12 protein-coding genes are annotated in these 13666 nt (G+C 67.9%); 9 read left to right on the top strand and 3 right to left on the bottom strand.

From position 1 onward, the window contains the following. Positions 1–49: 49 nt before the first annotated feature. Genes ACQP2D_RS31420 through ACQP2D_RS31410 form a run of 3 tightly spaced genes read right to left on the bottom strand, consistent with a single transcriptional unit; the run spans position 50 to position 3299 of the window. A complete protein-coding gene (locus tag ACQP2D_RS31420; protein ID WP_433679531.1) occupies positions 50–1120 on the bottom strand; it encodes a carotenoid biosynthesis protein in 1071 nt (356 codons plus the stop codon). After that, entirely contained in the window at positions 1117–2685 is a 1569-nt protein-coding gene (locus tag ACQP2D_RS31415) for a phytoene desaturase family protein (protein ID WP_433679530.1), read from the bottom strand. Before ACQP2D_RS31415 ends, ACQP2D_RS31420 begins: the two co-directional genes overlap by 4 nt. Then, positions 2682–3299 (bottom strand): GNAT family N-acetyltransferase, encoded by a 618-nt coding sequence (locus ACQP2D_RS31410; RefSeq protein WP_433679529.1) that lies wholly within the window; start codon positions 3297–3299, stop codon positions 2682–2684. The genes ACQP2D_RS31415 and ACQP2D_RS31410 overlap by 4 nt, the downstream gene beginning before the upstream one ends. A gap of 172 nt (positions 3300–3471) precedes the next feature. Between ACQP2D_RS31410 and ACQP2D_RS31405 the strand changes: the two genes are divergently transcribed. The 9 genes from ACQP2D_RS31405 to mraY all read left to right on the top strand — a co-directional run bounded on the left by ACQP2D_RS31405 (position 3472) and on the right by mraY (position 13630). Beyond that, positions 3472–3912 carry an SAV_6107 family HEPN domain-containing protein gene (locus ACQP2D_RS31405; protein ID WP_433679528.1) on the top strand — a complete coding sequence of 147 codons (441 nt, stop codon included), beginning with the start codon at positions 3472–3474 and terminating at the stop codon, positions 3910–3912. 122 nt (positions 3913–4034) lie between these two features. Beyond that, entirely contained in the window at positions 4035–4457 is a 423-nt protein-coding gene (locus tag ACQP2D_RS31400; protein ID WP_354958034.1) for a DUF3040 domain-containing protein, read from the top strand. Between the two features lie 448 nt (positions 4458–4905). Further along, positions 4906–5337, top strand: coding sequence for a division/cell wall cluster transcriptional repressor MraZ (gene mraZ / locus ACQP2D_RS31395; protein ID WP_330253784.1), 432 nt, complete (start codon positions 4906–4908; stop codon positions 5335–5337). Between the two features lie 216 nt (positions 5338–5553). Beyond that, complete coding sequence (rsmH, locus tag ACQP2D_RS31390; protein ID WP_433679527.1) at positions 5554–6531, top strand: 16S rRNA (cytosine(1402)-N(4))-methyltransferase RsmH; 978 nt, start codon at positions 5554–5556, stop codon at positions 6529–6531. Next, positions 6528–7364, top strand: a complete 837-nt coding sequence (locus tag ACQP2D_RS31385) for a hypothetical protein (RefSeq protein ID WP_433679526.1) — start codon at positions 6528–6530, stop codon at positions 7362–7364. The genes rsmH and ACQP2D_RS31385 overlap by 4 nt, the downstream gene beginning before the upstream one ends. A gap of 2 nt (positions 7365–7366) precedes the next feature. After that, complete coding sequence (locus tag ACQP2D_RS31380) at positions 7367–9274, top strand: peptidoglycan D,D-transpeptidase FtsI family protein (RefSeq protein WP_433685819.1); 1908 nt, start codon at positions 7367–7369, stop codon at positions 9272–9274. 89 nt (positions 9275–9363) lie between these two features. After that, positions 9364–11022 carry a UDP-N-acetylmuramoyl-L-alanyl-D-glutamate--2,6-diaminopimelate ligase gene (locus tag ACQP2D_RS31375; RefSeq protein WP_433679525.1) on the top strand — a complete coding sequence of 553 codons (1659 nt, stop codon included), beginning with the start codon at positions 9364–9366 and terminating at the stop codon, positions 11020–11022. Beyond that, a complete protein-coding gene (locus ACQP2D_RS31370; RefSeq protein WP_433679524.1) occupies positions 11019–12557 on the top strand; it encodes a UDP-N-acetylmuramoyl-tripeptide--D-alanyl-D-alanine ligase in 1539 nt (512 codons plus the stop codon). Before ACQP2D_RS31375 ends, ACQP2D_RS31370 begins: the two co-directional genes overlap by 4 nt. Beyond that, on the top strand, positions 12554–13630 hold the full coding sequence (gene mraY / locus ACQP2D_RS31365; RefSeq protein WP_433679523.1) for a phospho-N-acetylmuramoyl-pentapeptide-transferase: 1077 nt from the start codon (positions 12554–12556) through the stop codon (positions 13628–13630). Before ACQP2D_RS31370 ends, mraY begins: the two co-directional genes overlap by 4 nt. Positions 13631–13666: the final 36 nt, after the last annotated feature.

Genomic DNA, 13666 nt, shown 5'->3' with positions numbered 1-13666 from the left:
GTAGAACCGGGGCATCGGGGATCGCGGTGAGAGGACTCGGCTGCACGGCTCACATCGTGCCAGGCCCACGCCCCCGATTGCCACGCGACGGGCGGAACGCGGGTCGGCCGAAGCTTCCGGCCGATGGCGTCCGCACCGTTTCATTCCCCCGAGCCCTGATCAACCGCACCAGCAGCGGCACACCGAGCACTCCCAGCCCGACACATCCGTACCATGCCGAATACGGCAGATCGAGGAACACCGCATGCGCGAGCGTCGAGCCGAGCCACGTCCACAGAAATACCACTACCGGCACCAGCGCCTCGGTCGGAATCGGAAACCAGCGCCCTGTGCCGGCCTCTCGCACCCCCACAGTGCGCGTCCCCGCCACGCGAGCCAACGCGGTCAGTAGCCCCGCCATCACCAGCGCCACCGCGAACCAACCCAGATAGTTCGTATACGGAATCGCATCGAGTCCGGGCAAACCCCAACCGGTGGCACACCAACTCCACTGACCATCCGCCACCATCTGCGGATCCAGGAACAGATCCCAACCCACCGCGCCGACCGCCGTCAGCGCAATCCGCCCGGCCGTCCGGCTGGTCAGCAGTCCGGCCACGACCCACACCGGGTACAGCCCGCCCGTCCAGGCCAGCGCGACCACCAGCGGCACCCCTGCCACCGCTGGCCCCAACCTGCCGTCGGCATAGTCATAGCAGCCGAATGGGAATCCCGTTGCGGTACCGATGATCTCGGCGAGCAGTCCGAGCCCGGAGACGATCACCAGAAATCCCGCGGCATACCGAAACCCGCGCGTCGCCGCCGCGTGCACCAATGCCGTCCCCGCTGAAAGCAGTACAACCACAACGGTCACCCGATCGCGAGCGACGCCCGAGGACAGCGGATAACCGATCTGCACGAGCACCAGCAGCACCGCGAAACCCGCAGGCACAAGCAATCGTGGCGTCCATTGCGCGGACGCCCGCAAACGCGGAATCCGGAGCGCACTGGGTCGGCTCTCATCGAAGCGGCGCACACCAGAATCCGCGCCGGACACCCGGTGGGTGATCTCCGAATTCGCCGGGCCGGGCACCTGCACTTCGGGGTGCTCGATCGGCTCCGGTGCGCTGGGCTCGGTCATCGCCTGCGCAGCAAGGGAAACCGGTTACGGCGTCGATCATGCAGCACCAACCGCGCCGCACTGCGCCCACTGGCTCCGGACACCCCACCACCCGGATGCGTCGAGGCCCCGGTCAGATACAACCCCGGCGCCCCTGGCACCCGCTGCCCGGACAATTCCGGCAGCGGCCGCCACAGCATCATCTGATCCAGGGACATCTCCACGTGCATCACATTCCCGCCGCGCAGCCCCAGCTCGCGCTCCAGATCGACGGGCGTCTGCACGTGCCGCCGCAGCACACTCGCCGCGAAACCCGGCGCATAGGAATCGACTTCGGCGATAATCCGATCGGCCTCCGGCTCGGCGTGCGCGGCCCAGTCGCTCCCGTCGGCCAGCTCGTAGGGGTGCCACTGCGCCCAGAGCGAGAGCTGATGTTCACCGGCGGGGGCGATGCTCGGGTCCAGCGCGCTGAAGCTCATCGCGAGTACCACCGGGCGCGGCGGCAGATCCCCCGCCGACGCCGCACCGTGCGCCCGGCGCAGCTGCCGCCGATCCGATACGAGAAACTGCAGGCCGTTGGCGGATTCGGCGGTCGAGCATCCGGGGTAGCGCGGCAGCGCGCTGGTCGCGAGTCGCACCACCATGCCGATGCCGGGACCGACCCGGATCCGCCGTTGCCAATCGTCGAGCACCGCACCGTCGAATCCGCCGTCCCGCAGCAGATCCAGCGTGGTCAGCACGTGCGTGCCCGCGATTACGGTATCCGCGTCCAGATTTCGGCCCGAGGCGGTCGAAACCCGCCAACCCGTACCGACCTGGCGCAGGGCCGTGACCGCATCGCCGATCGACACCACGCCACCGTCGGCACGCAACCGTGCGACCAATGCCGCTGTCAGCGCCCCACTTCCGCCCACGGCCCGGCCCGGCGGCAGTGTATGCATCAGCGCGGCGAATCCGACCATCGGCGCGGTCCCCGGTTCCGACATCGGCGGCCCGGACTGCGCCCCGAACCAGGCCAGCGACGCCTTGAGCCGCTCGTCGTCGAAATAGGCGTCCAGCAGTGCATCCCCGGTCTGCAGGAACTCCCGCGACAGCGCACTCCCGCCATCGCGCGCGTCGAGCCCCCAGAACGAGCGCAGCAGCCTGCCCGGCGTCGGCGTGCCGCCGAACGCGCGCATCACCCGCGCCGAGCGCGGCCCCCAGATCTCGACGAAGCGCCGATACGCCGCCGCGTCCCGCGCACCGCAGACCTCCGCGATTCCCGCGCAGGTGCGATCGAGATCGCGATGAAATACGATCGGCGCGCCGCCATCCGGTCCGGCGGGCGTGAAACCCCAGGGATCACAGTCGATATAGCGCAGCCCGAAGCGCGACAGCCGCAATTCCTCGATGATCCCGGTATGGCGCACCATGATGTGCGCCGACGAGCCGCGATCGACCAGATGGCCGGGAAAGCGTTCGACCGTCGATACCGCGCCGCCGAGCACCTCGTCGCGTTCGAGCACCGTCACCTGCTCACCGGCGCGGGCCAGATAGCACGCGGCGACGAGTGCGTTGTGGCCCGAGCCGACCACCACGACAGTCACAGCGGCAGCCGCCGCCCGAGGATCGCGAACGGTCTGGTATCTCCCGCGAAGACGAAATTCCGGATCACATCGGTGAATCCGAGTCGCCGATACAGCCGCCAGGCGCGATTGGCCTCGCGCTCCACCTCCGGTGTGGACAGCAGCACCGCGCTCTCGGTGCGATTCGCGAGCAGTCGCGTCAGCAGCGCACCGCCGATGCCCCGGCCCTGCGCCGAGGGGTGCACATGCAGTTCGGTCAATTCGAAATAGTCCGAAAGCAGTTCGCGCGTAGAGTGTTCCGGCCAGCCCGAGCGCCGCATTCCGCTGTGCACCTGCTGATGCCACCACTGGTGGGCGGCGCCGTGATAGCCGTAGGCGATGGCCACGAGCGGCGCGGTCCGCAGGTCGATCTGCCCGGAATCATCGGGGACGACGGCGGCGACGGCCTGCCAGCCGGGCCGGGTGGTGTGTTCGGTCCACATCGGCGCGCGATGGTGTTCGGTGCCGTGCGGATATTGCATCGCCGCGACGTACACCGCCAGCGCATCGTGCAGCCGGGAGCGTAGCGCCGTGATCGGGAGATCGATGACGACGGGTGCGTTGGCGGGGGTGTGTTTGGGCTTGACGGCGGTCATGGCTCTCGTCGGTCCGCGGAAAGTTGTCGGTGGGTGTCCCTATATTCAATCTCAATTCAAACGTTCGAATACCTGTTCGATCCGCGCGGTGCTGGGAACTCGGCGTTCGCGCCCCACGATAGGCCAGGTGAGCGGCGTTGAACGACTCTGAACGAACTCGGAGGGACGGCTGATGTCTGGTCGGATCGAACACCGGGGGCAACCCGGCAAGGCGGGCAAGCTGCTGCAGCGGGCGGACGGCCTCCTGATGCAGGCGGCGGGGGAGCGCGACCCGCGCGAACGTTTTCGGACCGCGTATCTCGCCGCATTGCGCGGTGCCGGTGCGGTGCTCGCGTATACCGGGGCGGACGCCGCGCCGCGGGCGCGCTCGCGCAACGCCTGGGTGCTGCTGCAGCGCGCCGCGCCCGAATTCGTCATGTGGGCCGACTACTTCAGTGCCCGTTCGGAGATCAGGGCGGCGCTGGAGGCTGGGTTGGATCGCAATATCGATGATCAGCAGGCCGACGAGTTCTATTCGCGGGTGGGCGCATTCCTGCACGACGTCGAAGATCTGCTGAACACCGGTGCTCGTTTGCGTCCCGCGCCGGGGTGGTCGGGCGGTATGACCGCTTAGTTATCGGCGAGTAGGTGGTACGGCACTGATCGAACTCGTATCATTGGTGGCAGATAGCCGACCTTGGCTATCTGTCGCCTACCCGGAGGCGACAGCCACGTCCTAGTGCCGGGGGAGGTACCGTGCCACTCTCCGAGCACGAGCAGCGCATGCTCGAACAGATCGAGAGCGCGCTCTATGCTGAGGATCCGAAGTTCGCGTCGTCCGTCCGCGGCGGACGCCTTCGCTCGACCTCGAGTCGCCGCAGACTCCAGGCCGCGGCCCTGTTCGTCCTTGGTCTGTTTCTACTGGTCGCTGGGATCGCCGCTCCGGTGAAGCTCGGCGACTTTCCGATCATCAGCCTGATCGGATTCATCGTGATGTTCGCCGCAGGCGTGCTGTTGCTGCTCGGCAGCTCCAAGGGCATCGCCAAGGGCGACCGGTCGGGCAATGCCCAATCCGGTGGCGCGAGCGGCGGATCGAGCGGACGTGGGCGACAGCGCAAGTCCGGTGGTTTCTCCGAACGCATGGAGGATCGGTTCCGGCGCCGCTTCGATCAGGAGTAGCGCGCTCGTAGCCGACATCTACATATCGAACGCGCCGCCGCACCGAAAAGGTGCGGCGGCGCGTTCTCATGCGTGAGCCACCCGGCTGCTGGATGATCCCCGCGGGCGGTTCCCCACAACGCCCCACGATCTTCCCCCACCATGCCCCACCATCCGCCCGTGCGGTGGTCCATGATCGGCCGAAATGGGGTGCACCAGGGCGTTTGCTGGTTGTTGTCGGGCGATCGTCTCGCCGTGTGGCGCGTGTCGCCAGAACACGGAAAAAGTTCTCCACCACCGTGATAGCTGGGATGACCTGCGCAATCGACGACGCGGGGAGCCAGATCACCCTGAGTTTCGATTGAAAGTGGGGGAAAGTGGGGTAATGTGGAGCGCGCACTAGAGGAAGGGCATACATCCGAGGTGATCGTGCTCCCCGCGCGGCGGGGTTCATCCAGGAGGTAGCGGGATGTTTCTCGGTACCTACACACCTCGGTTGGATGACAAGGGGCGACTGACGTTGCCTGCGAAGTTTCGAGACGATCTGGCGGGAGGGTTGATGGTCACGAAGGGTCAGGACCACAGCCTTGCCGTATATCCCAAGGAAGAGTTCACCGCGCTCGCTAGGCGAGCCGCGGCGGCGTCTCGAAGTAATCCGCAGGCGCGCGCGTTCGTCCGGGCACTCGCGGCCGGAACGGATGAACAGCGTCCGGACGCCCAAGGCCGGATCGTGTTGTCGGCCGATCATCGTCGCTACGCGAACCTTTCGCGGGACTGCGTGGTGATCGGATCGGTCGACTTCCTCGAAATATGGGATAAGCAGGCGTGGGAGTCCTACCTCGCCGAGCACGAGGAGGACTACGCCGAAGCGAGAGACGAGTCGCTGGGCGGCATCTTCTAGCCCTGAGCGAACGAGTGCCACGCGGCCTCTGCCCGGACGCGCGGACCCTGACGTACTTCCCCGACGCCAGGTGCCGAGGCTCCGGTCAGAGACCACGCGGCATTCGTATTTTCCAAAGCAGCTGTCTAACAAGGCGACCCGTGAGCGGGCGTAACGAGTGACCCATTGGCACCGCTCGGTGCGCGACGACGCGAGGCACGATTCCGGGAGGACGAGGTGAACCGTGAACAGGACGGCCCTCGCCATGTTCCGGTTCTGCTCCAGCGGGCCGACGCGTTGCTCGGCCCGGCTTTGTCCGAACCCGGTGCCGTCTATGTAGACGCGACACTGGGTTTGGGTGGCCACGCCGAACATTTCCTACGGACGTATCCGAACATTCGTCTCATCGGACTCGACCGTGACACCCACGCGCTGGCGCTGGCGGGGGCACGACTGGCCCCGTTCGCGGATCGAATCACCTTGGTGCACATCCGATATGACGGAATCGCCGCCGCGCTGACGCAGGCCGGACTGCCGACCACCGGTTCGGTGAGCGCCATCCTGATGGATCTCGGTGTCTCCTCGATGCAGCTCGACGAGGCCGAGCGCGGATTCGCCTACTCCGTCGACGCGCCGCTGGATATGCGGATGGACCCGACCACCGGCATCACCGCCGCGGATGTGCTCAATACCTACAGCCACGGCGATTTGGCGCGCGTACTGAAAACCTATGGCGAGGAACGCTTCGCGGGCAAGATCGCCGCCGAGGTGGTGCGCCGTCGGCAGCAGAAGCCGTTCACCACCAGTGCTGAACTCGTCGAATTGCTCTACGCGACAATTCCGGCCGCGACCAGGCGGACCGGCGGTCATCCGGCCAAGCGGACCTTCCAGGCGCTGCGGGTGGAGGTCAACGGCGAATTGGATTCGCTGCGGGCCGCATTGCCCGCCGCGCTCGACTCGCTGCGGGTCGGCGGCCGGATCGTGATCATGTCGTATCAGTCGCTCGAGGATCGGGTGGTCAAACAGGAGTTGTCGGCGCGCACCACGTCACGGACGCCGGTCGACCTGCCGGTCGAATTGCCCGGTATGGGACCGGAATTCAGGTTGCTGACCCGCGGGGCCGAGAAGGCGACGGAACAAGAGATCGAAGAGAACCCGAGGGCGGCTCCCGTGCGCATGCGCGCGGCGGAGCGAATCGAGGAGGGGACAGCATGAGCGTGCGCACGCGTACCGCCGAGGCGCCGGGCCGGATCGCCCGCCGGGTTCAGGCCGCGGAGCGGGTGAAATCGGGTGCCGCACAACGCGCCTACGCCAAGCGCCGAATGCGTGCGGAACACTCGGGGGAGCACCAGGACCTGCCGAAGCAGCGCGCCTCGGCGATGGCCGCGCGAATTCCGTTCGTGGCGGCCATCATTGCGATGCTCGGCTGCGGTCTCGCGCTCACCCTGCTGCTCACCACCCGCTCGGCGGAGGACAGCTATCAGCTCGGCGACGCCAGGGCGACCAACCGCAAGCTGGCCGACGAACGGGCGGCACTGCAGCGGGAGGTGGAGGCCGCCGATTCCGCGCCCGAACTCGCCGCGCGGGCCCGCGAACTCGGCATGATCCCGGCCAAGGATCCGGCCCGCTTGGTGGTCGGAGCGGACGGCGGCGTGACGGTGATCGGCAAGCCGACGCCCGCCCAGGGCGCGCCGGTGCCGCCGCTGAACCCCTCGCCGAGCGCGCCCACCACCACGCCGGTAAATAACGCGCAGGCGCGCGGCGAGCGAGTTATTCCGGTGACGATCACGCCGCCGCCGACCGCCCAGCCGAGCGCCGGTCAGCCCGCGAACGCCGGTCAGCCCGCGAACGCCGGTCAGCCCGCGAACGCCGGTCAAGCGAATAGCGTTGCCGTACAGGGGAGTCCGCAGCCGAGTCCGACACCGGCGAGTGCACTGCCGACGCCGAGTCCGCTCGCGCAGGCCCCGGTGGAAACGCCGCAGCCGGTGGCACCTCAGGCGGAAGCGGTGCAACCCGAACCACTCGCCCCGGACGGGGGCGCTAGGTGAGCATGCGCCAGACCCGGCCCGCGTCGCGCCAGCGCCGCGGGCCCGCGGCGTCCACGGCGGGATCATCGCGGGCGACCGGTGCGGCCAGACCACGGACGGCCACGGTCGACCGGCCGCTGCGCCTGCGCCTCGGTGTCGGTCGGGTGATCATGCTGGTCGCGTTGGCGGTCGTGGCACTCCAATTGCTCTGGGTGCAGAGTATTTCCGCGCCGAGCCTGTCCGGGCAGGCGGCCGACCAGCGCACCACCCGCAAGATCGATACGGCCACTCGCGGCCCGATCACCGACCGCAATGGCAAGTCCCTCGCCTTCACGCTGAGCGCGCAGGCCCTGAACTTCCAGCCGGTGGTGGTGCGCAAGCAACTCGCCGACGCGAAGGCCAAATCGGCCAAGGCACCGGATCCGGAGGAGCGACTGAAGGCCATCGCCAAGACCATCCACGACAGACTCGGCAAGGACGCGCCCGCCGAATCCGCGCTGCTCGACAAGATGAAGAGCGATACCCCGTTCGTCTATCTCGCCCGCAATGTCGATCCGCGCATCGCCTCCGATATCACCGTGCTCTATCCCGAAGTGGGCGCCGAACGCCAGGATGTGCGCGAATATCCGGGCGGATCACTGGCCGCCAATGTGCTCGGCACCACCGGCTGGGACGGACACGGCCAGATGGGGTTGGAATCGTCACTGGACTCGCTGCTGGCGGGCACCGACGGCTCGCACACCTACGACCGCGGATCCGATGGCGCGGTCATCCCCGGCAGCTGGCGCGATAAGCAGCCCGCGGTGAACGGCTACGGCGTCGAGTTGACCCTGGATTCGGATCTGCAGTACTACGTCCAGCAGCAGGTCCAGCAGGCCAAGGAGATGTCCGGTGCGAATGCCGCCTCGGCCGTCGTACTCGACGCGAAGACCGGTCAGGTGCTGGCGATGTCGAACGACAACACTTTCAACCCCGCACTGGGATCCCAGCATTGGGGCAATGCCGAGATGCAGAACCCCTCGGTGCAGGATCCGTTCGAACCCGGCTCGGTCAACAAGATCGTGACCGCGGCCGCGGCCATCGAATACGGATTGACCAACCCGGATGAGGTGCTGCAGGTTCCGGGTGAGATCCAGATGGCGGGGGCCACCGTGCACGACGCCTGGGAGCACACCACCGCGTCGTATACCACCACCGGCATATTCGGTAAGTCCTCCAATGTCGGCACGCTGATGCTGGCGCAGCGGGTCGGTGAGGACCGGTTCGCGGATATGGTCAACCGGTTCGGTCTCGGTCAGCGCACCGGTGTCGGGCTGCCGGGCGAGAGCCCGGGGCAGGTACCGGCGCGCGACCAGTGGTCCGGCGGCACCTTCGCGAATCTGCCCATCGGACAGGGCCTTTCGATGACCACCCTGCAGATGACCGGGATGTACCAGGCCATCGCCAATGGCGGCGTGCGGATTCCGCCGCGCATCGTCAAGGCCAAGACCGCGCCGGACGGCACCCGCACCGAGGAGCCGCAGCCCGAGGGGGTGCGGGTGGTCAGCGAGCACACCGCGGCGACGCTGCGCACCATGTTCCAGGCGGTCGTGCAGCGCGATCCGATGGGTGTGCAGATGGGCACCGGCGCGCCGGCGGCGATCGATGGCTATCAGGTGGCGGGTAAGACCGGCACCGCGCAGAAGGTGGACCCGAGCTGCCGCTGCTACTCGACGTCGTCGTTCTACATCACCTTCGCCGGTATGGCGCCCGCGGACAATCCGCGCTACGTCATCGGCCTGATGCTCGACGCACCGATTCGCAGCTCCGACGGCAGTGGCGGCGGGTCGGTGGCACCCCTGTTCCACAACATCGCCTCCTGGGCGTTGCAGCGTGACCGGATCCCGCCCTCGCCCGAGCCTTCCCGACGATTCGTTCTGCAGGCTTCATAAGATTGGAGCCACGTTGTCCGGCCGTGCGCCGACGTCGGTAACCTGACTCGACGTTCCCTGTCTTCCCATTGATCAACTCAGTCCGATCCGTGCCGATTCCCGAGAGGAGCCTTGTGCCCGCCCAGTCCAGCCAGCACGCGCTCCGGCCGACCAACCCGAGGTCGACGTCGTTGTCCACCGTGCTGGCACTGACCGGTGCCAGCTCATCGCGCGCGGATCTCACGCAGATCCAGGTCACCGGCATCGAGCAGCGCTCGAACGCGGTGCTGCCGGGTGATCTGTTCGCCGCGCTGCCCGGCGCGCAGTCGCACGGGGCCCGGTTCGCGCGCGACGCCGTCGAGCGGGGCGCGGTCGCGGTGTTCACCGACCCGGCGGGTGCCGAACTGATCGGTGACATCGATGTACCGGTGCTGGTCCGCGAGCAGCCGAGGTCGGTGCTCGGCGAGCTGTCGGGCGCGCTCTACGGCAATCCGTCGCAGCGGCTGCGCATCGTCGGCATTACCGGTACCTCCGGCAAGACCACCACCGCATATCTGGTGGAGGCCGGATTGGCGGCCGCTGGCCTGTCCACCGCGCTGATCGGCACCATCGAGACCAGAATCGGCGGCCGCCGGGTGCCGAGCGCGTTGACCACGCCCGAGGCGCCGCAGCTGCACGCGATATTCGCGCTGATGGTCGAGCAGGGTGTGGACGCGGTGGTGATGGAGGTCTCCAGCCACGCGCTCGCGCTGGGCCGGGTGGACGGGGTGCGCTTCACGGTGGGCGCGTTCACCAATCTCTCGCAGGACCATCTGGACTTCCACGCCGACTTCGAGGACTACTTCGCCGCCAAGCGCAGGCTTTTCGAACCGGCGTCGCCGGTCGCCGCGCGCACCGCTGTCATCTGCGTCGACGATGAGTGGGGGCAGCGCCTGGCCGCCGACCTCGCCGACCCGATCACCGTATCCACCATCGGATCCGGCACCTGGCAGCTCACCGGCGAGGTATCCGCGCACGGCGGCGAGCAGGAGTTCAGCGCCGCCGGACCCGAGACGAATGTCGATGTGCGCCTGCGACTTCCGGGCCGGTACAACATCGCCAACGGACTGCTGGCGGTCGCGGTGTGCGCGGCCGCGGGAGCCGATCCCGCCGTCGCGGCGCCCGCCCTGGCCACCGTCGACGTGCCGGGCCGGATGCAGCGGGTCGAGCGGGGGCAGGATTTCCTGGCGATCGTCGACTACGCGCACAAACCCGCCGCGGTGGAGTCGGTGATCGCCACGCTGCGCGAGCATCTCACCGCGGATACCGGCGGTCGGTTGGCCGTGGTCGTCGGTGCGGGTGGTGACCGGGATGCGGGCAAGCGAGCGCTGATGGGTGCCGCCGGTGCGCGTGGCGCCGATCTGCTGATCATCACCGATGACAATCCGCGCACCGAGGATCCGGCGGCGATCCGTGCCGCATTGCGTGCGGGCGCGCTCGCGGTTGCGCAGGCCGAACGCGGCGAGGTGCGCGAAATCGGGGACCGGGCCGCGGCCATCGCGGCCGCCGTCGACTGGGCTCGTCCCGGTGATGTGGTGCTGGTGGCGGGCAAGGGCCATGAGGCAGGGCAGGAGATCCAGGGTGTGAAGCATCCGTTCGACGACCGCGAGGTGCTCGCGGCGGCATTGGAACGACGGGAGCGGGGCCTGCGTGGCGACCAGCCGACGCAGGACGGCAACACTGAGCAGAGTCCGCAGGGGTCGGACGCGGAGGACTTGACGGTTTCATGATCGAGATGACACTGCGGGAGATCGCGGCGGTCGTCGGCGGCACGCTGCACGATGCCCCCGACCCGGAGGTGACGGTAACGGGTTCGGTCGAATTCGATTCGCGCCGAATCGGTTCCGGTGATCTGTTCCTGGCCCTGCCCGGCGAGCACGCCGACGGCCACGACTACGCGAAGACGGCGATCGATGCCGGTGCGGTCGCGGTGCTCGCGGCTCGTCCGGTGGGCGTGCCGGCCATCGTGGTGACCCCGAGTCCGGGTACTGTGCCCGCGAAATCCGTTGCGCTGGCTGGTGATTCGGATGGGTCGGGGGCCGCGGTGCTGGCCGCGCTCGCTACGCTCGCCCGGGTGAGTGTCGAACGTCTTTCCGCCGCCGAGGGCGGCCGATCGGACACGGCCGCCGGCGGACTCACCGTGGTCGGGGTCACCGGCTCCTCGGGCAAGACCTCGACCAAGGATCTGCTCGCGGCCGTGCTCGCGCCGCTGGGCCCGGTCGTCGCCCCACCCGGATCGTTCAACAATGAACTCGGTCACCCGTGGACCGCGCTGCGCGCCGATGCCGACACCCGCTTCCTGGTGCTGGAACTGTCCGCACGCGGCCCGGGACATATCGCCGCGCTCGCGCGGGTCGCACCGCCGAAGATCGGCGTTGTGCTCAATGTCGGCACCGCCCATCTCGGCGAATTCGGCAGCCGCGAGGCCATTGCGCAGACCAAGGGCGAACTCGTCGAGGCGCTGCCGCCGAACGGACTCGCTGTGCTCAATGCCGACGATCCGCAGGTGGCCGCGATGGCCGCGCGCACGAATGCCCGTGTGGTGACGGTCGGGCAGGCGACGAACGCCGAGATCCGGGCCACCGACGTCCAACTGGACGCCGAGGCCCGCGCGGGTTTCACGCTGCACACCGGCAAGGGCAGCATTGCGGTGCAATTGGCCGTACACGGCGAACACCAGGTCGGCAACGCACTGGCCGCGGCCGCGGTCGCGCTCGAATGCGGCGCCGACCTCGAGACCGTCGCGCGGGCACTGTCCGGTGCGCACGCCGCATCGGCACGCCGCATGGATGTGCGGACCACCGCCGACGGCATCACCGTGGTCAACGACTCCTATAACGCCAATCCGGATTCGGTGCGCGCCGCCTTGAAGGCCCTGGTGAGCATGTCCCGCGCGGGTGACACCCCGCGCCGCAGCTGGGCCGTGCTCGGCGAAATGGGTGAACTGGGCGAGGAATCCGTTATCGAACACGACCGGATCGGCCGCCTCGCGGTGCGTCTTGATGTCTCCCGGCTGATCGTGGTCGGCACCGGAAGGCCATCCCACGCGATGCATCAGGGTGCGGTAATGGAAGGCTCGTGGGGCGAGGAGTCGATCCTCGTGCCCGATATCGGCGCGGCCATCGCGCTGCTCGACAGTGAGGTCGAGTCGGGTGATGTGGTGCTGGTCAAAGCATCCAAGGCGGTCGGCCTCTGGAAGGTCGCCGAACATCTGACCGGCGCGGAGCGTGCGGGAACTAGGGGTAGCACGGAGGCTCTCGGATGAGGCAGATTCTGTTCGCGGCGGGGATCGCGCTGGCGGTCTCCATCCTGCTGACGCCGCTGTTGATACGGATCTTCGCCAGGCAGGGTTTCGGCCAGGAGATCCGGGTCGACGGTCCGGCCAGTCATCAGGCCAAGCGCGGCACCCCGACCATGGGTGGTGTGGCCATCCTGGTCGGCATGTGGGCCGGCTACCTCGGCTCACATCTGATCGGTATCGGCTATGACGCCGACGGGCCGTCCGCATCGGGCATTCTGGTGCTCGGGCTGACCACCGCACTCGGTGTGGTCGGCTTCCTCGACGACTTCATCAAACTGCGCAAGCAGCGCAATCTGGGGCTGTCGGCCGCAGGCAAGTACGTCGGTCAGATCAGCGCCGCGGTCCTTTTCGGGATCCTCGCATTGCAGTTCCGCGGCGGCAACGGGTTGACTCCGGCGAGTAAGCACCTGTCCTATGTCCGTGATATCCCCACGGTGTCGATGGGCGTGATCATCTTCCTGTGCTGGGTCTGTCTGCTGGTCGTGGCCTGGTCGAATGCGGTGAACCTGACCGACGGCCTGGACGGTCTGGCCGCGGGCTCGATGAGCCTGGTGCTCGGCGCCTACGTGATCATCACGTTCTGGCAGTACCGCAATGCCTGCGCGACGATTCCGGAGGCGGGCTGCTACAACGTGCGCGATCCGCTGGATCTGGCGCTGGTGTGTGCCTCGGCCGCCGCCGCGTGTGTCGGCTTCCTGTGGTGGAATGCCGCACCGGCCAAGATCTTCATGGGCGATACCGGTTCGCTGGCCCTGGGCGGCATGCTCGCGGGACTCTCGATCACCACGCGAACGGAATTGCTGATGGTCGTGATCGGCGCGCTGTTCGTCGCCGAGACCGCCTCGGTGGTGCTGCAGGTCGCGGTGTACCGCACAACCCGCAACCGGCTATTCAAGATGGCGCCGTTCCATCATCACTTCGAACTCAGCAAATGGGCCGAGACTACGGTGATCATCCGGTTCTGGCTACTGGCGGCCATGGCGTCGGCGGTCGGACTCGGCCTGTTCTATAGCGAATATCTCTCAGCGGTCGGGTGAAGTAGCGATGGTCGAACATTCTCCGAGGGCCCTGCG

It is taken from the genome of Nocardia sp. CA-119907 (genome assembly GCF_050955995.1).
Classification (GTDB): Bacteria; Actinomycetota; Actinomycetes; order Mycobacteriales; family Mycobacteriaceae; genus Nocardia.
Note: the sequence above shows the minus strand (reverse complement) of the source record. Positions and strands in the feature narration are given on the sequence as shown.

What these genes read in the sequence shown, in the direction of transcription:
- mraY (WP_433679523.1), top strand. Translation starts at nt 12,554, where the DNA reads ATGAGGCAGATTCTGTTCGCGGCGGGGATCGCGCTGGCGGTCTCCATC.
- ACQP2D_RS31380 (WP_433685819.1), top strand. Translation starts at nt 7,367, where the DNA reads ATGCGCCAGACCCGGCCCGCGTCGCGCCAGCGCCGCGGGCCCGCGGCG.
- mraZ (WP_330253784.1), top strand. Translation starts at nt 4,906, where the DNA reads ATGTTTCTCGGTACCTACACACCTCGGTTGGATGACAAGGGGCGACTG.
- ACQP2D_RS31420 (WP_433679531.1), bottom strand. Translation starts at nt 1,120, where the DNA reads ATGACCGAGCCCAGCGCACCGGAGCCGATCGAGCACCCCGAAGTGCAG.
- ACQP2D_RS31410 (WP_433679529.1), bottom strand. Translation starts at nt 3,299, where the DNA reads ATGACCGCCGTCAAGCCCAAACACACCCCCGCCAACGCACCCGTCGTC.
- ACQP2D_RS31405 (WP_433679528.1), top strand. Translation starts at nt 3,472, where the DNA reads ATGTCTGGTCGGATCGAACACCGGGGGCAACCCGGCAAGGCGGGCAAG.
- ACQP2D_RS31385 (WP_433679526.1), top strand. Translation starts at nt 6,528, where the DNA reads ATGAGCGTGCGCACGCGTACCGCCGAGGCGCCGGGCCGGATCGCCCGC.
- ACQP2D_RS31370 (WP_433679524.1), top strand. Translation starts at nt 11,019, where the DNA reads ATGATCGAGATGACACTGCGGGAGATCGCGGCGGTCGTCGGCGGCACG.